Genomic DNA, 24,948 nt, shown 5'->3' on the forward strand with positions numbered 1-24,948 from the left:
ACAAATCAAAACACAAATACTTATTAGAGATATTACTGCCTTTTAATTTATTAGAATTTTTAAATAAAAGAGTTTTTATAAGTTAAAAACATTTAAATTACAGTAAGTTTATTAAAAAAAGCTAATTAATCAATACAAAATTTAAAACTATTGAGATATAAAACTTATTAACGTATTAAACCTTGGGGCTGTAAAATAATGATCATCGCACCCAGTATGACCACCAATCCGCCCAACATATCCCAACGCGTCAAAATCACCTGATCAACATAGCGCAACCACATTAAAGCGCTAAAAATATAAATCCCGCCATAAGCTGCGTAAATTCGACCTGATGCCGCAGGATGCAAGCTGAGCAACCATACAAACACAGCCAAACTTAAGATTGTGGGAAGCCACAACCAATGTGATTTTCCTTGGTTTAAAATTAAATATGGAAAATAGCAACCCAAAATTTCTGCTATTGCGGTAATAAAAAAAAGGCAAAAAGTGGTCACTACCTTGGTGATTTGAATATCCATGAATTCTTATATCGTTTGATTCATTCCTTCTCTCTTTGAAAGAAGGTCAGAATGAGGCTGAATAAAAACAAAATAACCCGTGCGAACACGGGTTATTTTAACAATCTAGATGATTATGCAGGTTCAGCAGTTTGATCTTCAAACACTTCGAGTTTCAAGCCCACTGCTTTGCCATTTTCTTTCTTCACAGAAACAGCGACATTACCACCGTGTTCAGCAAGCTCGCCAAACAGAATCATTTCAGCAAGCGGTTTCTTCAAATGTTCCTGAATCAAACGTTGCATTGGACGAGCACCCATTAAACGGTCATAGCCATGTTCAGCCATCCATTCACGTGCACTTTGATCCACTTCAAGAATGACTTTCTTGTCATCAAGTTGCGCTTGAAGTTCAGTCAAGAATTTATCCACTACATTTTCAATAACCGTAGTTGGCAACGCATTGAATTGAATCACACCATCTAGACGGTTGCGGAATTCAGGCGAGAATGCTTTCTTCATTGCATCCTTATTGTCATTACTGTTGTCTTGTTCCATAAATCCGATACTCGCGCGAGAAATACTTTCCGCACCAATATTGGTGGTTAAAACAAGAATCACATTACGGAAGTCAGACTTACGACCATTGTTATCGGTCAATGCGCCATGATCCATAATTTGCAATAACAAATTAAACACATCTGGATGCGCTTTTTCAATTTCGTCCAGTAGCAATACGCAATGTGGATTTTTATGAATTGCATCGGTCAGCAAACCACCTTGGTCAAACCCGACATAACCCGGAGGTGCACCAATTAAACGTGAAACCGCATGACGTTCCATATATTCAGACATATCGAAACGAACCAGTTCCACACCTAACAGTTTAGCCAACTGTTTGGTGACTTCGGTTTTACCCACCCCAGTTGGACCCGCAAATACAAAGCTACCCACTGGTTTATCGGGTGATTTCAAGCCTGCACGCGACAATTTAATTGCAGAAGCAAGTGCTTCAATTGCATCATCCTGACCGAATACCACGCGCTTAAGATCACGTTCAAGATTACTTAATACCGTTTTGTCATCTTTCGATACGGTTTTAGGTGGAATGCGCGCAATTTTAGAGACGATATCTTCGATATTTTCAACCGTAATTACAGTATCATCTTCCTCTGCTTTCAAACGGCGCTGTGCACCCGCCTCATCAATCACATCAATGGCTTTATCCGGCAAGAAGCGATCATTAATAAATTTCGATGACAGCTCCACCGCTGCGACCAAGGATTTATCGTCATATTGAACATGATGAAAATCTTCAAATTTAGATTTTAATCCACGTAAAATATCAATCGTTTCAGAAATAGAGGGCTCATTGACATCAATTTTCTGGAAACGACGCGACAAAGCATGATCTTTTTCAAAAACTTGGCGATATTCCTGGAAAGTGGTTGAACCGATGCAACGTAATGAACCATTCGACAAAGCAGGTTTAATTAAGTTTGATGCATCCATGGTGCTACCCATACTTGAGCCTGCACCAATAATCATGTGAATTTCATCAATAAACAGAATCGCTTCTGGTTTCTTTTTCAACGCATTCAACAATTGTTTCAAGCGTTTTTCAAAGTCACCACGGTATTTTGTACCTGCAACCAGTGCACCAATATCCAGGCTATACACTTCTGCATGAGCCAGGGGTTTAGGCGCTTTACCGTTCACAATCAGCCAAGCCAACCCTTCAGCAATCGAGGTTTTACCCACACCCGGATCACCCACCAGCAAAGGATTGTTTTTACGACGGCGACATAAAATTTGCGCGGCACGTTCAATTTCTTTTTCACGCCCAATTAAAGGATCTGTTTTTCCTTTTTGAGCTTCGGTATTCAAATTAGTGGTATATAAATCGAGAGGTCCTGCATTTGAAGAACCCGATGTTTCACCATCCAACTCTTCAACTTCTTCTTCGGCTTGCACTTCTTCTTTGCGCGTACCGTGAGATAAATATTGAGTTAAAGTTAAACGATTAATTTGATGACGTTTAAGCAAGTAAACCGCAAAAGAATCACGTTCAGAGTACATTGCAACAAGAATGTCTGCACCTTCAACAGTTCGATCACCACCGCTGGATTGCACATGGAAAATCGCACGCTGCAGAATACGATCAAAACTTTCAGTCGGATGTGGCGCCTGATCGCTATGTTCGCCTAATTTAGGGGTGTGTTGTTCAACGTATTCTTCTAGTTCTTTACGAAGAACGATAATGTCCGCACCACACGCTTTAAGCGCATTCACAGCAGAGTCATTATCAAGTAAAGCCAACAATAAATGTTCAACCGTGAGAAACTCATGTCTCTTTTGACGAGCCATGCTTACAGCCAAACGTAAAGATACTTCTAATTGACGACTGAGCATGTAATCCCCCTAATCTTTTGGCTCAATCTGACAAAGTAATGGATGACCTTGTGACCGAGCATAATTATTGACTTGGTTCGCTTTCGTTTCCGCAATGTCTCGTGGATAAACGCCTGCAACACCTTTCCCTTCATAATGTACAGTTAGCATTACTTGGGTGGCTTGGTCAAGATTCAAAGCAAAGTATTGTTGTAAAATTTCAATTACAAAGTCCATTGGGGTGTAATCGTCGTTCATCAAAACAACCGCATACATGGGTGGACGTTTTAATTCGGGTGGCGCAGTCTGTACCGCGATCTCACCTTCAGATTCATCTTGCGAGTCATTGCTTAAGCGTGGACTAATATGCCAATCGACATATCCTGATTGATGAAAAGAACTTTTGATGGCATTTAAACAATTTTGACGCTTATTCATTCGCATAGGATTTAAAATTCACATTTATTGTGCATTTGCTTCTGCTTGAGGAATTTCAGAAATAAATGCAGATTGACTCTCAATCGGTTTACCACGGCCCCAACTAAAACGTTTAGTCACTGGCGTACTTGTTCCACCCGTTAAACGGACTTCAATGAATTGTGGCGTAAAACCTTTAGGCATAGTCCAGCGGCCAGTTAAACGCTCGGAATCTTGAAAATTAAAGTTCTTGTCTTCCATTGGAACAACCAGAACCTCTGTACCCTGAATTAAGCGTATTTCCACAGTTCCAGAGGTGCTACGTTTGCTCGGACTCACTTGAACCAAATCAAGTTGGTATTCATAAGCATTGTCAGGTAAAGGTTTAATCCCGATATTCTGGATCGTCAGGCTCAGACCGCCACGCTGGCGCAACACTTCACGATAAATCGCCCCCAAACCTTCAGACTGGACTTTATCTTCACGGGCTTGATTCAGCGCAGTAAACAAATCATTCGAATTACTCACTGCAACATCACGCTCTTGCACAGCCAGATTCAAATTTTTGTTCAGTGTTTCCAGACTGGCCTTTTGCTTTTGTACAACTTCAACCAGTTGTTCTGCATCCGCTTCATAGCCGACAACAGTCAAACCTTGCCGATGCCCAACTGAATAGCCCAGCAAGCCACTCCCCGCAACCAGAATTGCAGCTCCAATGGCTAAAGGTAAATTCCCCTTAGCAAAAAGCTTTTTACTCAGTGCTGTCTGTTGTGACGGAGTATTTGATTCAGTGTTCGGCATCGTCATCTCTTATTTTGATTCATTCAAAACACACATTTAAATCTAAATCCAAATGTGTGTGAAGCTGAAAAACGTTTTTTATGGTAATAAACCAATCCCTGCCAGACCTGCATTTTCAGCAAAACCGAACATCAGGTTCATATTTTGTACAGCTTGACCCGCAGCACCTTTCACCAAATTGTCTTGTACGGATAAAACCACCAATTTTTTCGGCTGTGGTTTATACAAAGCTATACGAAGCTGGTTTGCACCGCGCACAGAACGTGTTTCAGGTGAACTGTTTGCTGGCATCACATCAACAAACTGTTCATTGGCATAGAATTGTTCATACAAGCTTTGAAGGTCTGCTGCATCACCTGCATCCGTTAAATCGATATAGATGGTGCTGAGCATGCCACGAATCATGGGAACTAAATGCGGTACAAAAAGAATATGATCAAACACGCCTTTTTGACCTGAAATATTTTCCAATGCTTCCACAATTTCTGGATGATGACGGTGACCTGCTACGCCATAGGCCTTAAAGTTGTCGGCATTTTCAGAATAAATCATGCCAAGGCTGGCTTTACGACCTGCACCAGAAACACCTGATTTTGCATCAATAATAATGCTTTCAGGTTTTACCAAAGCTTCAGCTTGTTTAAATAATGGCGCAAGACCCAATTGTACCGTGGTTGGATAGCAACCAGGGTTACCAATCACGTTGGCTTGTTTAATCTTGTCACGGTTCAGTTCAGACAAACCGTAAACCGAATCTTTTAAAATATCTGGGCAGGCATGTTCAAGACCATACCATTTTTCAAATTGTTCTAAGTCTTGTAAACGGAAATCCGCTGCCAAGTCGATGACTTTAGTATTTGCTGCCACAAGTTCTGCTGCATGTTTCATTGCCACACCATGAGGGGTAGCAAAGAAAACCACATCGCATTTTTTTAGTTCATCAACGTTTAAATCTGAATATTCAAGATCGGTATGACCACGCAAGCTTGGGAACATGTCATCTACACGGCGACCTTTTTCGGTACGTGATGTCAGTACATTGACTTGCACATTTGGGTGTCGTAGTAAAAGACGCAACAATTCAACGCCTGTATAACCTGTACCACCGACAATACCAACAGTAATCACGATCACTACCTCAAATTTAAAGTGTTCATTTCGTAACTGCGTAGTATGACAGGAAGTTTTGGTTTTCTAAACTGTTTTGGATAGCTGATTAAAGTTTTTAACCTTAAAACCCAATATACGTATTTATATCGCACTTATGAATATGCATCACAACAATTGATATAGATCATTTATAAATCGCTCCGTATTTTTTATATACGCCTCCAAAAAAGGAAGTAAATCAAGTTTACTCTCACCAACTGAAATCTTTCTATCTTTTGTAATTTTAAAATCAGACCTCTTTCATAACTTTTCCCAGACATTAAAAAAGCCCAGTTCATTAATGAATAGGGCTTGTATTAAATATGATGAGTTGAGGCTTTTGGGATATTATTTAACGTCTAGATTTTCTAAATCTTTAATACTCATTAATTTATAGCCATCTTCCGTCGGATCACCATCTTCAATATTATTGGTGCACAAGATTCCTTCTACCACACAAAGATGAGTCACTGTTTCATCCCAGCTATCATTATTTAATGTAAATTCAGGATCTTCTTTCCATACATCCTTGCCCGTTTCTTCATCCCACTCAGGCCATTCTTCTCTCTCCCAGTCCCATCCACGCTTAAAGCATGCCTGTTGAGCTTTATCCCAAGTCTCTTTGTCTGGTGTTTCAATACAAATTTCCAATTCAATCTCCACAGCGACTTTGGCAACTTGCCAGTTCACATAATTATGATAACTGCATTGTACTGGGCCGATAACTAAAAAGAATAGACTCTTTCATAAATCATTTTTTATTAAGTTCCACATTATAAATTCCAGCAAATAAATTAAATTTTAATCCTAATTTTTACCTCTATGCCAGACAGTATTTTAAAAGTTAAGATTTAACTTTATATTTATATACCTAACACAACTCATTAAATTTAATAATTAAAATATTATTCTATGATGAATACCACCAATATGGCATTGGACTACTTTTTAGAATTTTACGATGCTGTTGAAAATTGGCATCATGCTTGTGAACTTCCGCCCAAAAATGCGGGCTATGATCAAAATGCTTGGTATGTGCCAATTCATGTACGCATACATAACGGGTAATATGCTTCGGAAATAATACCAAACCACTATTCAACATAATGTCATGCTTGGAGGTACAACTCCCCCAACGTGTTTTAGGTTGACGAATCGCACATTTGCCAAAACTTAAACTACTTGCTTGACTCACCTCCTCCAAATAAAGAGGAAGGTGCTGCTTTGCATAGGCTATTACAAATGCTTTTAAATACTGTTCAGGCTGACGATCACTGATGAATAGCTGTAAATTTTCATCATCAAAAATAAAACAATGCTTTTGGCTTTGATAAGTTATTACAACTGATTGATCTAAATTAAACAGCTGTAATTCATTCGGTAAAGTCTTGTCTATTTGAATAATTTTTTCTTGTTGTTTCTGCCAGGTTTGAATCAGCCATTGCTCAGACTGATCTATAAAATTTTGAATTTGTCGTTTAGAGTACAATACTGGTGCAGTTAAACGGATCTGAGTCGGCTCAACACGTAAGCGTAAACGCGTCGATCTGACGTTTCGAATAATTTGGATTTCAGGTAATTCGTTTAGAGTCATTTTTCTTTTATTCTTAGAATTCTCCCCACCCCTCCTTTTTCAAAGGAGGGAGAAAACCGTGCTTTTATACAGTTAGGCTTCGAAGTCTCTCTTTATAAAAGGGGGATTTTAGAGGGAGTATTTAAATTAAACCGCAGTACGCTCTTCAATACCATTATCAGTTGCAACAACAGCAATATCCGCTTTATTAATCGCAAAGATACCGTTACACACCACACCCGGAATGTTATTGAGGGTTTTCTCAAGTTCAAGCGCATTCAAAATATTGAAGTTATGCACATCTAAAATTACGTTACCGTTATCAGTAATTACACCTTCACGATAAACCGGATCACCACCTAGAGACACAATTTTACGGGCTACCGCAGAACGCGCCATTGGAATGACTTCTACAGGTAATGGGAAATCATGACCCAATTGCTCAACCCATTTAGAGTCATCTACGATACAAACGAATTTTTTCGCAATTGAAGCGACAATTTTTTCACGAGTCAGTGCAGCACCGCCGCCTTTAATCATATGCATGTGACGGTCAATTTCATCAGCGCCATCTACATAAGCATCCAAGCCGCCTACAGAGTTCATATCGACAACTTCAATGCCTAATTTTTTAAGACGTTGTGCTGTCGCTTCAGAACTTGCAACCGCAGCTTCCAATTGCAATTCTGGTAATAATTCAATGAGGAAGTTCACAGTACTTCCTGTACCTACACCCAAAATCCCGCCTTTAGGCAAGTGCTTTAAAGCAGCTTTCGCAGCAGCTTGTTTCTTTTCATCTTGGGTCGCATACAGACTCATAACTTGGCTCAACTATTTTTTGACATTTGTTGCTGATTATTCAGCCCAAATGTACAGGGGTTTGTTACAATAAAGGCCTATTTTAAACTGTTAGATGGAAAATTAACATGCTGTCTCGTTTGGTTCGACAAATATTACAAGCAACGGTGTATGACGTTGCAATCGAAACTCCACTCGAAGCAGCGCCACGAATTAGTGAAAAGCTAAACAATAACATTCGCTTTAAACGCGAAGATTTACAACCTGTCTTTTCCTTTAAACTACGCGGTGCTTATAACCGTATTAGTCAATTACCGAAATCTCAGTTGGAACGTGGCGTTATTACGGCTTCAGCAGGTAACCATGCGCAAGGTGTGGCGTTATCTGGTCAAAAACTGGGAATTCGCGCCATTATCGTGATGCCTAAAACGACACCTGACATTAAAGTCCAAGCAGTAAAACGCCTGGGTGGTGAAGTGGTATTACATGGCGATTCTTTTGACGTTGCCAATAAATATGCCATTCAGTGTGCGCAAGATGAAGGCATGACTTTTATTCCTCCTTATGACGATGAACTGGTGATGGCCGGTCAAGGCACCATCGCCAATGAAATTTTACGTCAATGGCGCGATGTGGAATATGTATTCGTTGCAGTTGGCGGTGGCGGTTTAATTGCCGGTGTTGCTGCTTACTTGGGCGATGTTGCTCCACACGTAAAAGTCATTCCTGTGGAATATGATGAATCAGCGTGTTTAAAAGCTGCTTTTGAAGCCAATGAACGTGTGATTCTGCCATCGGTAGGTTTATTTGCTGACGGTACTGCGGTTGCTCAAATCGGTGCAAAACCATTTGATGTGATTCGCCTGCAAAAATCGGATAACTCAGGTCCAATTGTTGAACGTGACGTCGTCTTGGTCAACACTGACGAAATCTGTGCAGCCATTAAAGATACCTACGATGAATGCCGTAGTATTGTTGAACCTTCTGGTGCCATGGCACTTGCAGGGATCAAAAAATATGTGGCTGAACATGGCTTAGAAAATAAAAACATGGTGTCGATTGTTTGCGGTGCCAACATGAACTTTGACCGCCTACGTTATATTGCCGAACGTACTGAACTCGGTGAACGTAAAGAAGCCATTTTTGCAGTGACCATTCCTGAAGAAAAAGGTTCATTCCTAAACTTCTGCCGTGCCTTGCAAGGTCGTAACATCACTGAATTCAACTATCGTGCTAGTACTTCCAGTGCTGCTCAAGTGTTTGTCGGCATTAGCTTAAAAGGTGGTGAAAAAGAACGTCACGACATTTATGCCACCTTGGCAACGCAATATGATGTTGATGACTTGTCTGATGATGAAGTTGCAAAACTGCATATCCGTTATTTGGTTGGTGGCCATGCTGATATCGAAAATGAGCGTTTATTCCGTGTCGAGTTCCCGGAACGTCCAGGTGCATTACTGACTTTCTTGGAACGCCTAGGTCCAACGCATAACATCACCCTATTCCACTACCGTAATCACGGTGCAGCGGAAGGTCGTGTACTGGTTGGCTTAGAAGCAAGCGATGCGAAACAGAATCCAGATGGTTTAATCGAAACATTGGAAAGTATTACTTATCCATATGCAGAAATTACCAACAACCTGGGTTATCAGCGTTTCTTAAAATAAGACTCAAACATCAAAAAAGAGCAAGTGAATGGCTCTTTTTTGAGTTTTTAAGTCGATCTTAAACAGTCCAGTTTTATATAGTGTTCTATACAAATCCCTTCATCCTTAAATTGCTTCGAGAAAGACTTACAGAATTTATGGATTTTAACATCCTCATTCGGAACTGCCATCCAATACGCCGTATCTGCATAAATGATTAATAATTCTAAATTTTTAGACTCTAAAAAAGTAAAAATTTCTTCAAAAACAATATCAAAAGCTTGCGCATTCACATTGTAATATTTCCCAATGACCTCTTTATGCTTCTTATAATGCTCATATAAAGGCGTGGTTCTTTTACGAATTTGTTGCTGGGTTAAACCCATATCAATATTCATGTGCTGCAAAATAGCACATCGCTCCAGCCCATTTTCATGAGGGTTTTCAGAATCAACAGACATTAAATAAGCTTGGAAATGGTTAGCCACTTTTTCAGCTGCCATCCACGCCAGAAATTGCTGAAAGGTATGCCTGTGTTTCTTCTTTGGGATTTCCCGTTGTTCCAGCAGCGGAAACCATCCCTGCAATATCTGAAAGATCTTTTTATCATCCATTTTAATTCACTATAAAAATAGAAAATTATCTGAGCAAATTATATACAGGTTATTTGAAGTTTTTGTGACGTTATGCAATGAGCACAATCATTCTTTTATACCCTCAAAATTCCCTCAAATGATTAAGCAGTAAAAATTCAATAATTTATAAAATCATGCATATTGATATTGCCTACATGCGATTATGCCCTCTTAGAAATAAACCTTTGTTATATATAATTTTGTAAGCCTGATAGCTGAATGAATAATAAAATTATAAAATGAGTTTATAGTTGCATACACTTTATGAATCAAAACCACATAAAAATGGATAAGGAATACTCTGGATGGCACTATTTACAGTCATTGGTTTAGGTAGTTTTGGTGCCACCGTTGCAACCCAACTGGTGAACTTAAATCACGATGTGATTGGTATCGACAACAACAAAAGAAATGTTGAAAGCATTTCAGATCAAATCACTCATGCTGTGATTGCAGATGCCACCGATGAACATGTGCTCAAAGAACTGAATATTCAAAACTGTGAAGCCGTCGTGGTTGCGATTGGTGAGGACATAGAAGCCAGTATTTTATGTGTCCTGCATCTGAAAAACATGGGCATGAACAAGATTTGGGCCAAGGCTAAATCCAAAGCCCATCACATGATTTTGACCCATCTTGGCGTGAATAAAATCATTCATCCAGAAGAAGATATGGGTACCCGCGTGGCCCAGTCTTTAAGCTACCCGATGGTTAGTCGTTATATGGGTATAGAAGATAACCATTTCATCGTTAAAATTGAAATCAAGGCAAATCAAAAGGGTGAGCGCTTTCATCATCTGATGGATCATGGCTCAGGGATCAAAACGATTCTGCACAAACGCGGCAAGGAAATTATATATAGCATTGATCCCAATTTAATTCTGCAAGAAGGTGATATCTTAGTGGTTGAAGGTGAACTTGAACCATTACGAAAACTGTCTGCCCGGTTTAAATAAAATATGAATCAAGCGCAAAATAAAAACCATCATACCGTCAATCTAAGCCCTCCCAGCTTACTTGCCTTAGGGTTCTTAAGTTTTATTTTTGCAGGTACATTATTACTTAAACTGCCCATTTCACATCATGGGGAATTAAGCTGGCTCAATGCCCTGTTTACCTCCACCTCTGCCGTGACCATTACCGGGCTTTCCGTGGTCAATGTCGGGGAAGCCTATACCACCTTTGGTCAAATCGTGATTATGCTTTTGCTGCAGATTGGTGGCTTAGGTTTTATGACTTTTGCCATCCTTGCTGCATTAAGCCTGTCTTCCAACATCAAATTAAAACAGCAAGTCATGGCGCAGGAAACCATTGGTCAAACCAGTCTGGCCAAAGTGTCTTTCACCATTAAAGGCGTGCTTTTATATTCCTTATTTTTTGAAGCTATGGGCACGGTTATTCTGACCATTGCCTGGATGCAGGAATATGAGTTTACCCGCGCCTTTTTCTATGCCGCTTTTTACAGTGTTTCTGCTTTTAATAACGGTGGCTTTTCCCTTTTTCCGAATAGTTTAATGAGCTTTGCAGACCATTACTTGATTACTTTTACCATCAGCATGCTCTACATTATTGGCGGAATTGGCTTTGTGGTCCTCATGGATATTAAACGTGCGCATCGCTGGAAAAAATTAAGTACCAATAGCAAATTAATACTCTCCACCATCGCAGGGTTAAACTTGTTTGCCTTTATCGTCATTTGGGCATTAGAGGCCAACAATCCGCTAACACTTTCTAGCATGAGTCTGGGTGATCAAGCTCTAAATTCATGGTTCCATGCAACTGTTCCACGCTCATCAGGTTTTAATAGTCTGGATATGTCCAGCATGACCGATGCTTCAACCCTAGTCACCATGATCCTGATGTTTATTGGCGGTGGTTCATTAAGTACTGCAGGTGGCATTAAAGTCGGCACCTTTATTATTGTGGTTTTAAGCGTCATCACTTTTTTACGCCGTTCTGAAGAATTGCGGGTCTTTAATCATTCCGTTTCCAAGACCACCTCATTTAAAGCTTTAGCCGTCGTTTCAATAACGGCCATTTTAATCTTTTTTGGATTTTTCACCCTGCTCATCTTAGAACCAGAAAAAGACTTTCTGGATTTACTCTTTGAAGCGGTTTCTGCCGCCTGTACCGTAGGCTTATCCCGTGGGGTGACCAGTGAACTTCAACCTGCAAGCTTGATTGCTTTAATCTTGCTGATGTTTGCAGGTCGTTTAGGACCGCTTACTTTAGCCTACCTGATTGCCACGCCTAAAAAGAGTCGCTTGAAACACCCACCGGCAGATATTCAAATTGGTTAACTGTGATTAATTTTCGATGTAAAAAAACCACTCTATGGAGTAATGCTGATCAGTTAAGGGATTTGACCATAAACTCCTTAGCTTTTGGATTATTCACAGCGGAGTCTTATTTTTTAAAATCAAATATTTGGAGTTCATCAGTTCTTTTGTTTAGCCAAAAGAACCAAAAGCATTTGTCATTCGCAAAACTCGTCCACTACCACCGAGTAGCAAATCCATCGCAGAAACAGTAACTTCTTAATGTAATCCTGCCTCAAACAGTTGCGAATAACGTATCCGCGTATCAAATAACATGATGAATTCAAAATAGAAAATGCCAGCCAATTTCTTAACTGACTGGCATTAACTCTATGGAGTGGTTTTTTTTATGATGCTTGAATAAATTTTAATACCAATTCATCAATGACACACCTAGACCAACATAGGTCGCACGGTGGTTATAATCAATAAGGCTTTCACCATAACCATCAAACAACTGAAAGTGTCCGCGTAATTTCCCACTAATGGGGAATGCCCAATCAAACTGAGCAGCACCATGTGCATCATCACCGCCTTTAAGCGAATGACGCAGCATAAGTGAAAATTCATGATCATTCTTGCGGTAGAATGCAGTTAAATCACCACGACCAATATAATTTTTAATGTCAGGATTGTTATCATCTTTGGCAGTTTCTTCAATGCGATACCAAGGACGCACCATTAACGCAAAGTTATCTCGCTCAAAACCAAGATTAAAAATCACCCGATTCCAGCTACGCGATAAAGGATCTGCTCGACCATTGGACTGATGGTTTAACGTCAAACCCAGTAAACGTGCATTTAAACCCAAGATTTCATAATTGGTCCGAAAAATCAGACTGGCTTCAGGTTCATAGTTGGTTTCACGGAATGGACGAGATTCATCTGCGTTATAGACCTGCCAACGTGATGATTGCGTATAACCGAACCAGATATCACCATTGTCACCAAACAGGTTTTCAACTGCTTTGGTTTTTAATGATAACTGGAATTTTGCTTCCATCGATTTCAGATTTTGCTCATCACCCACTTGAACCGTATTATTTTCATTCGGGCTTGAAGGACGTTCATTTTTATCAGAAGTCCAAAATCCTGGCATGAGATAAACCGGCTGATGGGCACGAATATTCCAGGTACCGAGTTTACTGTCGGAAGATAATTCCCAACGCTTATCCAGCAATGACCGATTTGGGTCAATTTTCGGACCTTCAACAGCAAACAGATTACTGACTCCCTGACTGATTTTTTCTTTAATCGTTGCTGGTTCAGTCGATTTAGGCGCCATTTCATTTGCTGCCTGACGTTCTGAAAGCAGCGGTATTTTATCAGCCTCAGGAACTTTAAACAAAGTATCGTAACAAGCTAAACGATCTGCATTGGATTCCAATGCCACACAGGCTTCAGGACTTGCCGGTGTAATTGAAGATTCGGGACTTACTGCATTTACATTCGTCACATACAATGAACTGAGCATGATCATGCTCAGTTGCAAAGTAGTGCGTTCAATTGTTTTGAACGCCATAGGGTCTTACCTCAGTTTATTCTTTTAGTTTACTTGTTTGATATCAAAGCCAAGTTCAACCAAAGTGTCACGTTTCGCAACGGGTGCAACCACAGCTTTCACTGGTTTTTGCTGAACTAGATATTGTTCTGCAACGCGTTTTAAATCATCCAGAGTCACGGCAAGTAAACGTGCACGCAATTGTTTTCGAACTGCCGGCGTACGTGCATGTAATAAAGCATAGCAAGCACTAATCGCTTCACCCGCAGGAGAACCCGGTTTATCCATGCTTGCAACCAAGCCTAAAATTGCTTCTTCAAGTTGATGCTCTAGATGCTCGGTATTCAACAACCAGTCAATACTTGCTTCAAAGTCTTTAAATGTTTCTGCCAAGCGCGGATCACGATAGCTATAAAAACGGAACGAACATGCATTGCCGTCATAACTCGCACCACCACCGTAAGCCCCACCTTTTTCACGAATCGCACTATGCAAGAAGCCATTACGTAAGTATGCAGCCAACACCATTAACGGCGCTGCATCAGGATGAGATACTTCAACTGCAGGATAAGCGGAAGCACAGAATTGAACATTGGCCTGAATTAACCATGCTTCGTCTTTATTGCTATTTTCTGTGAAAATTGTCGTTAATTCTACCGGTGTTTTATCAACGGCCAACTTGTCCCAAACATCTTGAATTTCTTCAATCAAACGATCAGATTGATGTTCTTCACAGACCAACAAGAATTGTTTCGGTGCTTGTAAAAGTAAACGATGAATGGCTTTTAATTCCGCAATCAAAGCATCATATGCAGCTTCGTCATTTTCAATTTTAGCAACCAAGTCACCTAACCAGTTCAGTGCACCCAAGCCGGTATTTTGGTAATCACGCTGTGCTAAAGCACTGCAATTACGCGATGCAATTTGCATTGCATAACTATGACCTGAACCTGAAATACGTGATTGCCAACGAGTTTTACGTTGTTGCAATAATTCAATAATACGGTCTTTTTCATCAAAACGCAGTTGTTCAAATGCCAACTTCAATATACGGATCGCTTCAAAATTATTCACCAACGATTTGGTGGTCAAGGTTAACCATGCGCTGATTTTATTTTTGTCATCCACTTTAGAGCGTAAAGATGCCCCCATCCCAACGCCACCGCTGACCGCTGTTTGCAGTTGCTGAAGCTCAAGATAATCGTACTCACCAGCGCCGACTTCACCCAACAATACAGACAACAAGGTGAAATATGGTGACTGCACCACTTCATCTGGAATTTTAACCGTCACTTGTTGATAGTAAATACCATTGGTACCTGCATGGTACAAATTCAAAGGCGTATCGTAATTATTACTGATAATTTCGCGTAATTGACCTTGCACAATATGCAGATCCGCAGGCACATCTTCGAGACCCACTTTTGGCAACAAGTTCATATCATCTGGCGTATCTTGACGAACTTTTAACGCTTCAGTTTGCTGAATGATTTCAGCTTTTTGCTCATCAGTCAGTTTGGCACCAATTTCAGCCAAACGTGCTTTTTCAGCTTCAGCTTCCTTCGCAGATTTCGTTGCATCAGGTACTAAAGTCATCTGCACACGATGGGTATTATCAAGCAAATGTTCTTGAATCAGATTCGACAACCACATTGGATCCTTGAGTTCTTCTTTAACTTGCTCAATCGCGGTATCCACATCCCAAACATGAATCGGGTCACTGTGATGAATCACACTGCCTAAACCATTCAAAATCAGGCTTAAACCATATGGCATACCGTCGCCATTGATTTCACGCTGATGCAATTCAATCTGATGCAAAATGGCATCGACCATTGCAGAATCAACAGGTTTAGAGGCAACATCTTGCAGAATTTTGAATACGCCCTCTTTGAATTCTTGCGCATGTTCAGGATTTGAACCTTGCACGCCACAGAAGAAAGTCATTTCAAAGTTTGAATCATCTACGCCCATAAGTGGACCGGTAGATTGTGCATAATCACAGGTTTCGAGGTAATGAAGCAAGGGCGAAGCAGAATCTTCAAGCAAAATCCCTTCAACCAGACGCATGCCTAAGCGCAGTTTAATATCGCTCGCTTCAGGTAATAACCATGAAATCACGTGATAGGTTTTATCTGTTAAATCTTCTGCATCTACAGCATAAGTTTCTGTGACTTCAACCGGTGCAGTTAAACGTGTTTCAGGTGTTGAATGCAGCGTTTGACCTTTCTCAAATTTAGACAAGGCCAAAGTTTCAAATTGTTCTTGCAAGTGATAGGCAGATTCATTGCCAAAAGTCATAAACACCGCATTACTTGGATGGTAATGTGATTTATAGAAATTAACTAACTCTGGATAAGTTAAATCTGGAATATCTTTAGGATCACCACCTGAATTGTAATGATAGGTGGTTTTCGGGAATAAATGATGCGCCAATTGATGATACAGCTGATCTGAAGGAGAGCTCATGGCTCCTTTCATTTCATTAAACACGACGCCTTTATAAACCGGTTCGCCATTTTCTAGCTCAATACGAATACCTTCTTGAGCAAAATCCAGTTCGTTTAAATTCGCAGCAAAAGCAGCATCTAAATACACTTCCAGTAAGTTTTGAAAGTCTTTTTTGTTTTGCGTTGCAAATGGATAGGCTGTCCAATCAGCTGAGGTAAACGCATTCATAAAAGTATTCAGTGAACGACGAATCATCAGGAAGAATGGGTCACGGACAGGGAATTTTTCAGAACCACAGAGTGCGGTATGTTCTAAAATGTGCGCCTCACCCTTTGAATCCATTGGTTGAGTACGGAACGCCACCAAAAAGACATTTTCGTCAAGATCACTTGCAAGGTGATAATGCGTCGCACCCGTCACTTTATGTTTATATTCAGACACAAAAACGTCTAAGGCCTCAACATGGTGTTGACGTATCAACTGAAACGCAGGATGAACAGTTTGAGTAATGGTTTCAGTGACATCTACAGTCATGTGATCTCCTAAGGTATACATATTTATAAGATGTTGTGATTATACCTGAATCTTGAACTATATGGATTCGTACAGTTACGAATTTCCTAGCATTTCAGTCTAGTTTCAATGTCCTTCTTTTTTAATCAAAATCAGTACGATTTTCAATGCAAAAAAAATAGCAAGTTATTACCATTTTTTTAAATCATATCCAAAAATATTTTTATGTCTTTAAAACCTGTTTTAAAGTGAATTTAAAGCTGTTTTTTGATTTTATAAAATCCACAGGAGCCATTAAAAACTCATCCGTGGAATTAGAAGTGAACATAGTTCATAATGCTGATGAGTCTATAGCACCCCCACAGCATCATGACCAAATGTGATTAAACTAGAGTAGATATTTGAAATAACTATAATTTGGATGATTTTCAACAAAGACGTAATTTTGTTTCTGATAAAAATTTGCTGCAGATTTTGTGTCTGTATTCAGACAAAGTGCGGAAAAATTTGCACGGGCATTTTTTTCCAAATGTTGTAAAAGCTGTTTACCCACACCATGCTTACGGTATTTCGGCAATACATAAAAACGACGTACACGACCAATACGGGCATCAATTTCATTTTCATTCCATTGCTGATTTAAGCCACCACAGGCGATCAGTTTCTCATCATCATAAACAAAAAAAAGAAATTCCCCCGGTTGATCAAACCTGTTTTTGCCACTTTCATATTCTTCAATCAACTGATCAATAAGCTGGAATCCTTCTTTCTGAGCTTGCTTGGCTAATTCTGTGATTTGTGCAGGTAATTGTTCAGCTTTAGCAATCGTGATATTCATCTAACCTTCCTAATCCTTTCCTATAATGCATTTTGTACGAATAAATCCGCCATATATTGAATTTTATTCATCAATCTACAGCAATCATGAGCATTGGTGTAAACTTAGCGTTTTATTTTGAATGTGAATGAAAGACATGGCAACTGTTGATCTTTTTGCAATTGGTAATGCATTAATCGACCAAGAATTTAAAGTCTCTGACGATTTCCTTATTCAGCAAAATTTGCAAAAAGGCACTATGCAGTTGACTGATGGTGAAACACAAGCAAATTTATATAATAATTTAAAAGAAACGCAAGTATACAAAGGTCAAGCATCAGGCGGATCTGCTGCAAATACCACCGTTGCTTTTAGTGCTTTAGGCAGTAAAGCATTTTATGGATGCCGTGTCGGTAATGATGAGTTAGGTCGTATTTACTTAAAAGGCTTAAATGAAGCCGGTATTCAAACCACTGAAAAATCAGTCAGTGATGGTGTGACTGGTACCTGTATGGTTCTTGTCAGTCCTGATTCTGAACGCACTATGCAAACTTTCCTCGGTATTACTGCAGAACTCAGTGAAGCGCAAATAAATTTTGAACCGTTAAAAACAGCAAAATGGCTCTATATTGAAGGTTATTTATCGACCAGCGACACTGCACGCCAAGCGGTTAAACAGGCACGTGAAATTGCCAAAGCTAATGGTGTAAAAATTGCATTAACTTTATCTGATCCGGCAATGGTGCAATATGCCCGTCAAGGTTTGGATGAATTGCTTGATGATGGCGTAGATGTATTACTTTGCAATCAGCATGAAGCGTTAATGTATACAGAAACCGATTCAATTGAAGCTGCATTGGCTAAATTGCAATTGAAAAGTAAATACACTGTCATTACATTATCTGCAGAAGGCGCTTTAATTTCTGATTCAGAGCAAACCCTTAAAGTTCCAGGTCGCAAGGTAACAGCGGTCGATGCCAATGGTGCGGGTGATGCTTTTGCGGGTGCTTTCCTTTACGCATTAAATGCAGGTTTAAGCCTTAAAGCTGCTGCTGAATTGGCGATTTTGATTTCAAGTGAAGTCGTTTCACAATTCGGCCCACGTTTGAGTGTAGAAAATTACGCGGAATTATTAAACAACTTCCAAAAGGAATGTGCATAATGATTAAAATTGCGATGATGGAAGAAATTCCTGAACGTGAAGCGCGTTCATACGAAACGCCGAATGGTGATACCATTTTTATTACCCAGCGTGATGGTGCATTTTATGCCTATCAGAATCTCTGTCCGCACTTGCAGGTGGAACTGGAGTTTTTAGAAAACCAGTTCCTGGATCGTGATCAGGAATACATCGAATGCTCTACCCATGGAGCACTGTTTTTGGTTGAGACAGGTGAATGTATTTCTGGGCCTTGCCAAGGACAATCACTTGAAAAAGTAGCGATCAACGTGCATTCTGATGGTGGAATTTACCTTAACGAAGAATAAATAGAACATAATTTAATGGAATCTTGCCATGCTTGAGTTTTTACAGAACTATGACTTAATCCCGTTTCATTTAAGTTTATTGGCTTTAGTTTTACTCAGCATGGCAGAAACCATCGGCTATTACTTTAATATTCGCCCTACGCAATATCTAAAGAGATTGTCTCCAAAGAAACTCTCTGAATCCCCACTGCTGAATGTTAAATTTTCCAAAACACTGATTGTGGTGTTTTTACTGATGAACTTCAGCTTTGCTGGCTATTTTCTTCAACTGTGTGTTTATACCCAGCAACAAGAATTTCTGCCCGCTTTTTACTTAGTGATCCCAGCACTTATCATTGCAATTTTCTTCACTGTATTTATGATTCATTGTCTTGATCAAGTCATCAAACCTACGTTCACCAGACAACAAGTCAGTTTATTAGGACGTCTAGCTACGATATCAAGTGGCAATGCCCGCCCAGGCTTTTCTGCTCAGGCACGGGTTAGAGATAGCTTTGGTCAACTGCATTATGTTCAGGTTGAACCTGAATTTGGTGAACTCGAATTTCAATCTCAGATTATTCTAATTCGCTTAAAAAAATCACATTATATTGCTAAAAAAATATCAAAATCCAACACCCTCTTTAGCATGGAAAACCATCAGTAACATTTACGTAAATAGTCATTAAAATTAATTTTAGATATAAAAAAACCAGTCAAGTCAGCAACCCAACTGGTCTTAAAAAGCAAAATCTTAACGTTTAAGAAAGCCAGAAACCAAGTTCATGACTTGTTGAATATCCGCATTGGCTTCCTGTTTATTGGTCTGTTCACCTTGTGGGGTCAATGAATCAATAATTTGTGGTAAAACCGTTGAAATCGCACTGTAAATATCTTGTTTAGGCACATGCGCTTCTTCCGCCACTTTTTCTACGTCCTGCTCATCAAATAAGCTTTGAACCTGTTGTTGATCCACACTTGCATTTTCACCCGGACCAGTCGAAACCCAATCATCCACTTGGCTGGTTAAGCCCTGACCTTTTAATTTATCCAAAGCACCTTGTATCCCCCCTTGCTTTTGAATCCATGCCAAAACCAAAGGCAACACTGCAATCAATAATGTTTTTGCACCACCACCACCAACATTACCTGTTTGTTGTGTGCTTTGAGTTTGTTGGTTTCCACCCCCTAGATGGCTCAGGACCGAACCCAAAATCTCACCTAATCCACCTTGTTGTGACGGTTGGGATTGCTGGTTGAGTTGAGATTGTTGCTGCGTATTGTTTCCGCTCATCTGTCCCAGGATGGAACCCAAAATCCCACCTAAACCGCCTTGTTGTGATTGAGGTTGTGACTGATTTTGCTGGTTGCCACCCAAAGCCTGTTTCGCCAGCATTTCCACAATATTGCTAAGGTTTGTCATCGTATTATCCTTTTATTCGCTTAGGAAAAGCATACGATGCTTTCAAAACCAGGAATGAGGACAAATTGTTAAGTTTTGCAAGATTTGGAAAAGCAATAAATGCTTGAATCTTACCAGCGGAATTTATTCCAGTTTTCTGGGTTTGCCCAAAACTTGGAATTAAACCAGTCCGGCACATGCTTATAGGTCAGGATATTAAATTGCCATAAAGCAAAATTGCTATCATGCTGGGTTTTATCAATCAATTGGGTAAAGCCTAAAGAACGTAATAATTTCTCATCGTGTAACTGACTCACCACCACAATACGCTTCGCCATCAAATCACGTAGTTTGACCAACAATAGTGATTTTTGATTATCAGAAATGTCGAGTAACTCTGATGAATCAAGCAATACCAACCCCAAGTCATATCGCTGTGTAAAAGGCAGATTTAAAAACTCAATTACGTTAAAATAGTGCCATTGAATTGATTGATTGTTGTCGTATTGTGCAAGATTTTGGCCAATACATAATGCAGTTTGAATAGGCTGTTCTTTGGATAAATCGTCTAGCATTGAAGCAATGACATTTTGTTCAGCCATAACTGCATCCTTATTATTTGAGAGAGTATTCTTCATGGAACTACAAGGCATTTGCCATAAAATGCATGCAGGTCTAAAGGACCCTATTGTAACTGATCAACAGACCCGTAAGGCAAATGTAGAATATAAATTTGTGCTAGATCGCGCTAAAATTGATCTTCCATTTAGTTTAGGACAAGAAGTCGAAATTGAGTGGACCGGCAATATTTATTGTGTTTCTTGTGGAAGTAAAACTCCAAAATCATACTCACAAGGTCACTGCTACAAATGCTTCAAAACCAAAGCTTCATGTGACATGTGCATCATGAAGCCAGAAACTTGTCACTATCACCTAGGTACGTGTCGTGAAGATAGTTTTGCGCATGAAGTCTGTTTCCAGCCGCATATTGTGTACCTTGCCAATTCCAGCGCTTTAAAAGTGGGCATCACCCGTCAGGGACAAATGCCAACACGTTGGCTCGACCAAGGCGCAACCCAAGCGCTACCCATTATGAAAGTGGGTTCACGCCGTCTATCGGGTCAACTGGAAATCATGTTTGGGACACAGGTCGCAGACAAGACCGATTGGCGAAAACTACTGAAAGGTGAAGCTGAGCCATTAGATTTGATTGAAGTTCGTGAGCAACTGATTGAAGAATTTGCCCCGAAAATTCAAACCATTCGTGATGAATTCAGCCAAAACCTGGAATTCAATGAAACGGTTGAAATCATGGAAAGCGAATTGCCACGTGAGTTTGTTTATCCAGTAGATGAATATCCTGAGAAAATCAAATCGCACAATCTGGACAAGACACCAGTGATTCGCGGAAAACTACTCGGTATTAAAGGTCAATACCTGATCCTGGATACCGGGGTGATTAATATCCGTAAATACTCAGGCTATGAACTTAAGCTACGCGCTGAATAAAACTTTACTTAGCCGATAAAAAAACCTGCATTAATGCAGGTTTTTTTATTTCATCGAGAATTATTTGATTTTCGCATGTGACTTAAGATATTGAGTGTAATCATCCAATTCTTGTTGACCACGTAGCTGTTGGTACAACTTAGACAATTCATTCAACTGCTCATCAGTTAAAGCATTAGCTGTAGTCTTATTTACATTCGACACTGCTACAACAACCAACTCATTTGGCAATGAAGCTGTTGTTACTGACCACATGCCTGCTTTCGGTGCTGGAACACTAAATGCTGCACGTTCAATCTCACGCTTCAAACCTTGTGAACGCGTAAATACACCTGCACTTTCAAATGCGATGTTGCTTTGCGCCAAAACAGTTGCAGCAGGTTGTGATTTAAAGCTATTTAATGCAGTTTGAATTTTCGCTTTGGCAGCATCAATTGCTTTTTGCTCAATCAGTTTAGCTTTTACACGAGGCGTTGCCTCTGCCAAAGTTTGCACACCGGCAGCATGGTAATTACGCACTTTCACCCAAACTGTATCACCATTTGCTAACTGGATACTGCTTGACGCATTACGATCACCATTTTTCACATCATCATTAAACAGCTTAACTTTTACATTCGCATCGCTAAGTACAGGATGTTGAGTCGCTAAAGTCATGCTCTTGACCGATTGAACGCTTACACCTTTAACTTCTTGTGCAACGACATCAAGTGCATCACTTCCGATGACCATTTCATTCAGCGCATTTACTGTATCTGAAAAAGCATTTGCAGATTTGTTCTTTTGCAATTCAGCCAGCAAACGTGGTTTTTCAGTTTCAAATGATGGAAGCTTCACGGCAGCCGCTTCTGTTTCAATTAAATGATAACCATATTGGGTTTTAATCGGAGCGGAGACTTGCGCTGATTTTAAAGAATCCACAGCTTGGTCAAATGCATCACCAAATACACCTTTAACATATGCGTCTACTACACCGCCTTTAGCTTTAGATTCGGTATCATCTGAATATTGCGCAGCAGCTTGAGAAAACGTCATGCCTGCTTTAATTTTCGCAGCCACATCATTGGCTAATTTCTTCGCTTCTGCATCTGAACGAGTATCTGCTGCAATTAAAATATGCTTCACTAATGGTTTAGCATCTTTCTTTTGCGCCTCTACAAATGCTGCATAGGCTTGCTGCAATTCTGCTTCTGTCACTTGCGTATTCGCTGGTGCAACATTCGCTGGTGTCAACACAACATAATCCACATCCACACTTGCAACCTGCTTAAAGGCATTTTGATGCTTGTTGTAATAAGCAGCGATGTCTTGAGCCGTTACTTTTACATTTTTCTTGTAGTCATCAAGTTTAATGCTTGCAAGATGCAAGGTACGTTGTTCAGTTTGCAAGTTTGCAATCTGTTCAATATCCAGTTTGCTGACCAAAGCATAATCCATAAATGTTGAAGTCAACATTTTTAAGGCATGGTCTTGACGCAAATTCGTAATTAAAGCTTGACTGGTCATCCCCACTGAACGCAAATAGTTTGCATACAAGCTTTCAGAAAATTTACCGTTTTCTTGAAAGTTAGGTTGTTGTGCAACCATTTGCTCAATCTGTGCATCACTTAATGAAATACCCAGATTTTCAGCTTGCTGCAATAACAATGTACGTGCAACCAGAGTATCCATCGCTTTATTTTGAATAAAAGATTGATTCAATAAAGTTTCATCACCATTGGCATAAGCTAAATACTGTTCTTTAAATGATTTTGTCAGTGTTTCTAGTTCTTTTTTAGAAATTTCTTGGCCATTGACTAATTTTGCTGTGTCTTCTGACTTCCCGCCACTAAAATATCCTTCAATACCTACAAGCGCTAAAGGGGTCAAAAACAAAATGAGCAGTGCTTTGCCCAACCAACCCTTAATAACTTTACGAAAAGATTCCATAAGTATTCCAATATTTTATTTGTGAGGGATTTTACCCGAAAACCCACAATGAATGAATGAGTTCAAACCGGAAATCGGCATATTAATAAAAAAACGCGCCTAAGCGGCGCGTTTATTGGCTTTAAAAAAGATTAAGCAACAGAATCTTTTAAACCTTTACCAGCTTTAAAGCTAGGAACTTTGCTTGCTTTAATTTCTAAAGCTGCACCAGTCTGTGGATTACGACCAGTACGTGCTGCACGTTCTTTTACGTTGAATGTACCAAAACCAACAAGTGTTACAGTATCACCAGATTTAAGTGCTTCAGTAATTGAAGCAATTGTCGCATCTAAAGCTTTACCTGCATCAGTCTTAGACAATCCCCCTTTCTCTGCAATTGCATCGATTAATTCTGATTTATTCATGAAGATTACGTCCTCTTAATATCGTTTATTTAAGGTCTAAGGATTCCATAACACCTTTATAGCAATGGTTCAGGGCAAAACGCAATACTCTGGATATCGATTTCTGCAAAATAAATGCGAAAAAAATTGTTGAAAAATGCAGAAAAAGCAAAATTGTTTCATTTTTTTACAATTTGATCTTTTAAAAGCTTATTTTCTTCAAGCAAAAAATCAACCTTGCTATGTAGTTGTAATATGAGACTTTCTAAATGCTGAATATCTTTTACCGTGACCAAACCAATTCGGTTTAAAGAATGGTTCACACTATGGTCGATTAGTTTCTCAACTTTATCTTTGGTATCTGTCACTGACTCTCTGGCTTTCTCTGACACCTTTTCCACGGTTTGGTCAGCGATTTCCGTGGTTTTAGATTCCAGTTCTTCCCCCACTTTAACTAAAGAATCAAATAACTTATTTCCCTCTTCTTCTGCACGTGAAAAAGCACCTAAACCGGCAAGCCAGATTTGTTGGGTATATTTTCGGAAATCTAGCCCTGATTTTCGCCCGTCACGCGATTTATTCTTTTTTTTATCAGTATTTTCCGCTGTCTTCTGTGCATCGTCCTGATCTTTTATCTGCTTATCCATTGATGCTTTCTCCTGATGGTTTTATGTACTACCAAACATATTTATTCATAAAATACACTGATAATAGCAAATTAAATACTTGATAGATTTGCTAAACTGTTC

Annotated in this window: 24 protein-coding genes; 7 read left to right on the forward strand and 17 right to left on the reverse strand. The window is 39.6% G+C overall.

All coding sequences use genetic code 11. From position 1 onward, the window contains the following. Positions 1-167 precede the first annotated feature (167 nt). From B9T23_RS05880 to rpiA, 8 genes are all read right to left on the reverse strand, one after another. Complete coding sequence (locus tag B9T23_RS05880; protein ID WP_086193401.1) at positions 168-521, reverse strand: YnfA family protein; 354 nt, start codon at positions 519-521, stop codon at positions 168-170. A 113-nt stretch (positions 522-634) separates the two neighbouring features. Further along, on the reverse strand, positions 635-2,911 hold the full coding sequence (clpA, locus tag B9T23_RS05885) for an ATP-dependent Clp protease ATP-binding subunit ClpA (RefSeq protein WP_086193402.1): 2,277 nt from the start codon (positions 2,909-2,911) through the stop codon (positions 635-637). Positions 2,912-2,920: 9 nt separating this feature from the next. Beyond that, positions 2,921-3,334, reverse strand: coding sequence for an ATP-dependent Clp protease adapter ClpS (gene clpS, locus B9T23_RS05890; protein ID WP_067724705.1), 414 nt, complete (start codon positions 3,332-3,334; stop codon positions 2,921-2,923). 18 nt (positions 3,335-3,352) lie between these two features. Next, positions 3,353-4,108, reverse strand: coding sequence for a DUF6776 family protein (locus B9T23_RS05895; protein WP_086193403.1), 756 nt, complete (start codon positions 4,106-4,108; stop codon positions 3,353-3,355). Between the two features lie 78 nt (positions 4,109-4,186). Continuing rightward, positions 4,187-5,242 carry an N-acetyl-gamma-glutamyl-phosphate reductase gene (gene argC / locus B9T23_RS05900; protein ID WP_171263060.1) on the reverse strand — a complete coding sequence of 352 codons (1,056 nt, stop codon included), beginning with the start codon at positions 5,240-5,242 and terminating at the stop codon, positions 4,187-4,189. Between the two features lie 363 nt (positions 5,243-5,605). Beyond that, on the reverse strand, positions 5,606-5,947 hold the full coding sequence (locus B9T23_RS05905; RefSeq protein WP_067724699.1) for a hypothetical protein: 342 nt from the start codon (positions 5,945-5,947) through the stop codon (positions 5,606-5,608). Positions 5,948-6,167: 220 nt separating this feature from the next. Continuing rightward, positions 6,168-6,851 carry a M48 family metallopeptidase gene (locus B9T23_RS05910; RefSeq protein WP_086193405.1) on the reverse strand — a complete coding sequence of 228 codons (684 nt, stop codon included), beginning with the start codon at positions 6,849-6,851 and terminating at the stop codon, positions 6,168-6,170. A gap of 126 nt (positions 6,852-6,977) precedes the next feature. After that, positions 6,978-7,649 carry a ribose-5-phosphate isomerase RpiA gene (gene rpiA, locus B9T23_RS05915; protein ID WP_086193406.1) on the reverse strand — a complete coding sequence of 224 codons (672 nt, stop codon included), beginning with the start codon at positions 7,647-7,649 and terminating at the stop codon, positions 6,978-6,980. A 107-nt stretch (positions 7,650-7,756) separates the two neighbouring features. Here rpiA and ilvA point away from each other — a divergent pair, with 107 nt between their 5' ends. Continuing rightward, complete coding sequence (gene ilvA / locus B9T23_RS05920) at positions 7,757-9,295, forward strand: threonine ammonia-lyase, biosynthetic (protein WP_086193407.1); 1,539 nt, start codon at positions 7,757-7,759, stop codon at positions 9,293-9,295. 47 nt (positions 9,296-9,342) lie between these two features. On the opposite strand, the gene B9T23_RS05925 is transcribed toward ilvA, so the two are convergent. Further along, positions 9,343-9,888: a hypothetical protein gene (locus tag B9T23_RS05925; RefSeq protein ID WP_086193408.1), complete on the reverse strand. Its 546-nt coding sequence runs from the start codon at positions 9,886-9,888 to the stop codon at positions 9,343-9,345. A gap of 326 nt (positions 9,889-10,214) precedes the next feature. On the opposite strand from B9T23_RS05925, the gene B9T23_RS05930 reads away from it, so the two are divergent. After that, positions 10,215-10,865, forward strand: a complete 651-nt coding sequence (locus B9T23_RS05930; protein WP_067724688.1) for a potassium channel family protein — start codon at positions 10,215-10,217, stop codon at positions 10,863-10,865. A 3-nt stretch (positions 10,866-10,868) separates the two neighbouring features. Further along, positions 10,869-12,209 (forward strand): TrkH family potassium uptake protein, encoded by a 1,341-nt coding sequence (locus tag B9T23_RS05935; RefSeq protein ID WP_086193409.1) that lies wholly within the window; start codon positions 10,869-10,871, stop codon positions 12,207-12,209. Positions 12,210-12,594: 385 nt separating this feature from the next. Here the strand turns inward: B9T23_RS05935 and B9T23_RS05940 are convergent, their stop codons facing one another. From B9T23_RS05940 to B9T23_RS05950, 3 genes are all read right to left on the reverse strand, one after another. Further along, a complete protein-coding gene (locus B9T23_RS05940; RefSeq protein WP_086193410.1) occupies positions 12,595-13,749 on the reverse strand; it encodes a phospholipase A in 1,155 nt (384 codons plus the stop codon). A gap of 24 nt (positions 13,750-13,773) precedes the next feature. Beyond that, complete coding sequence (locus tag B9T23_RS05945) at positions 13,774-16,713, reverse strand: insulinase family protein (RefSeq protein ID WP_086193411.1); 2,940 nt, start codon at positions 16,711-16,713, stop codon at positions 13,774-13,776. A 367-nt stretch (positions 16,714-17,080) separates the two neighbouring features. Continuing rightward, a complete protein-coding gene (locus B9T23_RS05950; protein ID WP_086193412.1) occupies positions 17,081-17,530 on the reverse strand; it encodes a GNAT family N-acetyltransferase in 450 nt (149 codons plus the stop codon). A gap of 136 nt (positions 17,531-17,666) precedes the next feature. On the opposite strand from B9T23_RS05950, the gene B9T23_RS05955 reads away from it, so the two are divergent. From B9T23_RS05955 to B9T23_RS05965, 3 genes are read left to right on the forward strand one after another with little or no spacing between them, the layout of a single operon-like run. After that, positions 17,667-18,671: an adenosine kinase gene (locus B9T23_RS05955; protein WP_086193575.1), complete on the forward strand. Its 1,005-nt coding sequence runs from the start codon at positions 17,667-17,669 to the stop codon at positions 18,669-18,671. Between the two features lie 14 nt (positions 18,672-18,685). After that, positions 18,686-18,997 (forward strand): Rieske (2Fe-2S) protein, encoded by a 312-nt coding sequence (locus B9T23_RS05960; protein ID WP_171255200.1) that lies wholly within the window; start codon positions 18,686-18,688, stop codon positions 18,995-18,997. A 28-nt stretch (positions 18,998-19,025) separates the two neighbouring features. Beyond that, positions 19,026-19,643 (forward strand): OB-fold-containig protein, encoded by a 618-nt coding sequence (locus tag B9T23_RS05965; protein WP_086193413.1) that lies wholly within the window; start codon positions 19,026-19,028, stop codon positions 19,641-19,643. A gap of 87 nt (positions 19,644-19,730) precedes the next feature. On the opposite strand, the gene B9T23_RS05970 is transcribed toward B9T23_RS05965, so the two are convergent. Together B9T23_RS05970 and B9T23_RS05975 are read right to left on the reverse strand one after the other, a co-directional pair. Continuing rightward, complete coding sequence (locus B9T23_RS05970) at positions 19,731-20,399, reverse strand: YidB family protein (RefSeq protein WP_086193414.1); 669 nt, start codon at positions 20,397-20,399, stop codon at positions 19,731-19,733. Between the two features lie 110 nt (positions 20,400-20,509). Beyond that, a complete protein-coding gene (locus tag B9T23_RS05975) occupies positions 20,510-20,980 on the reverse strand; it encodes a DUF6231 family protein (RefSeq protein ID WP_086193415.1) in 471 nt (156 codons plus the stop codon). A 34-nt stretch (positions 20,981-21,014) separates the two neighbouring features. On the opposite strand from B9T23_RS05975, the gene B9T23_RS05980 reads away from it, so the two are divergent. Next, the gene (locus tag B9T23_RS05980) at positions 21,015-21,887 is read left to right on the forward strand and encodes a DUF2797 domain-containing protein (protein WP_086193416.1); all 873 of its coding nucleotides are present in this window, start codon (positions 21,015-21,017) and stop codon (positions 21,885-21,887) included. Positions 21,888-21,947: 60 nt separating this feature from the next. Here B9T23_RS05980 and B9T23_RS05985 read toward each other — a convergent pair whose 3' ends face one another. The 3 genes from B9T23_RS05985 to B9T23_RS05995 form a co-directional block, all read right to left on the reverse strand. Next, the gene (locus tag B9T23_RS05985) at positions 21,948-23,816 is read right to left on the reverse strand and encodes a SurA N-terminal domain-containing protein (protein WP_086193417.1); all 1,869 of its coding nucleotides are present in this window, start codon (positions 23,814-23,816) and stop codon (positions 21,948-21,950) included. Between the two features lie 131 nt (positions 23,817-23,947). After that, complete coding sequence (locus B9T23_RS05990) at positions 23,948-24,220, reverse strand: HU family DNA-binding protein (protein ID WP_004651791.1); 273 nt, start codon at positions 24,218-24,220, stop codon at positions 23,948-23,950. A 158-nt stretch (positions 24,221-24,378) separates the two neighbouring features. Beyond that, positions 24,379-24,846: a phasin family protein gene (locus tag B9T23_RS05995; RefSeq protein ID WP_086193418.1), complete on the reverse strand. Its 468-nt coding sequence runs from the start codon at positions 24,844-24,846 to the stop codon at positions 24,379-24,381. Positions 24,847-24,948: the final 102 nt, after the last annotated feature.

This window comes from Acinetobacter terrae, assembly GCF_002135195.1.
Taxonomy (GTDB): domain Bacteria; phylum Pseudomonadota; class Gammaproteobacteria; order Pseudomonadales; family Moraxellaceae; genus Acinetobacter; species Acinetobacter terrae.

Coding starts and splice junctions, on each gene's coding strand:
- B9T23_RS05880 (WP_086193401.1), bottom strand. CDS start 521: ATGGATATTCAAATCACCAAGGTAGTGACCACTTTTTGCCTTTTTTTT.
- clpA (WP_086193402.1), bottom strand. CDS start 2,911: ATGCTCAGTCGTCAATTAGAAGTATCTTTACGTTTGGCTGTAAGCATG.
- clpS (WP_067724705.1), bottom strand. CDS start 3,334: ATGCGAATGAATAAGCGTCAAAATTGTTTAAATGCCATCAAAAGTTCT.
- B9T23_RS05895 (WP_086193403.1), bottom strand. CDS start 4,108: ATGCCGAACACTGAATCAAATACTCCGTCACAACAGACAGCACTGAGT.
- B9T23_RS05910 (WP_086193405.1), bottom strand. CDS start 6,851: ATGACTCTAAACGAATTACCTGAAATCCAAATTATTCGAAACGTCAGA.
- rpiA (WP_086193406.1), bottom strand. CDS start 7,649: ATGAGTCTGTATGCGACCCAAGATGAAAAGAAACAAGCTGCTGCGAAA.
- ilvA (WP_086193407.1), top strand. CDS start 7,757: ATGCTGTCTCGTTTGGTTCGACAAATATTACAAGCAACGGTGTATGAC.
- B9T23_RS05925 (WP_086193408.1), bottom strand. CDS start 9,888: ATGGATGATAAAAAGATCTTTCAGATATTGCAGGGATGGTTTCCGCTG.
- B9T23_RS05930 (WP_067724688.1), top strand. CDS start 10,215: ATGGCACTATTTACAGTCATTGGTTTAGGTAGTTTTGGTGCCACCGTT.
- B9T23_RS05935 (WP_086193409.1), top strand. CDS start 10,869: ATGAATCAAGCGCAAAATAAAAACCATCATACCGTCAATCTAAGCCCT.
- B9T23_RS05940 (WP_086193410.1), bottom strand. CDS start 13,749: ATGGCGTTCAAAACAATTGAACGCACTACTTTGCAACTGAGCATGATC.
- B9T23_RS05945 (WP_086193411.1), bottom strand. CDS start 16,713: ATGACTGTAGATGTCACTGAAACCATTACTCAAACTGTTCATCCTGCG.
- B9T23_RS05950 (WP_086193412.1), bottom strand. CDS start 17,530: ATGAATATCACGATTGCTAAAGCTGAACAATTACCTGCACAAATCACA.
- B9T23_RS05955 (WP_086193575.1), top strand. CDS start 17,667: ATGGCAACTGTTGATCTTTTTGCAATTGGTAATGCATTAATCGACCAA.
- B9T23_RS05960 (WP_171255200.1), top strand. CDS start 18,686: ATGATGGAAGAAATTCCTGAACGTGAAGCGCGTTCATACGAAACGCCG.
- B9T23_RS05965 (WP_086193413.1), top strand. CDS start 19,026: ATGCTTGAGTTTTTACAGAACTATGACTTAATCCCGTTTCATTTAAGT.
- B9T23_RS05970 (WP_086193414.1), bottom strand. CDS start 20,399: ATGACAAACCTTAGCAATATTGTGGAAATGCTGGCGAAACAGGCTTTG.
- B9T23_RS05975 (WP_086193415.1), bottom strand. CDS start 20,980: ATGGCTGAACAAAATGTCATTGCTTCAATGCTAGACGATTTATCCAAA.
- B9T23_RS05980 (WP_086193416.1), top strand. CDS start 21,015: ATGGAACTACAAGGCATTTGCCATAAAATGCATGCAGGTCTAAAGGAC.
- B9T23_RS05985 (WP_086193417.1), bottom strand. CDS start 23,816: ATGGAATCTTTTCGTAAAGTTATTAAGGGTTGGTTGGGCAAAGCACTG.
- B9T23_RS05990 (WP_004651791.1), bottom strand. CDS start 24,220: ATGAATAAATCAGAATTAATCGATGCAATTGCAGAGAAAGGGGGATTG.
- B9T23_RS05995 (WP_086193418.1), bottom strand. CDS start 24,846: ATGGATAAGCAGATAAAAGATCAGGACGATGCACAGAAGACAGCGGAA.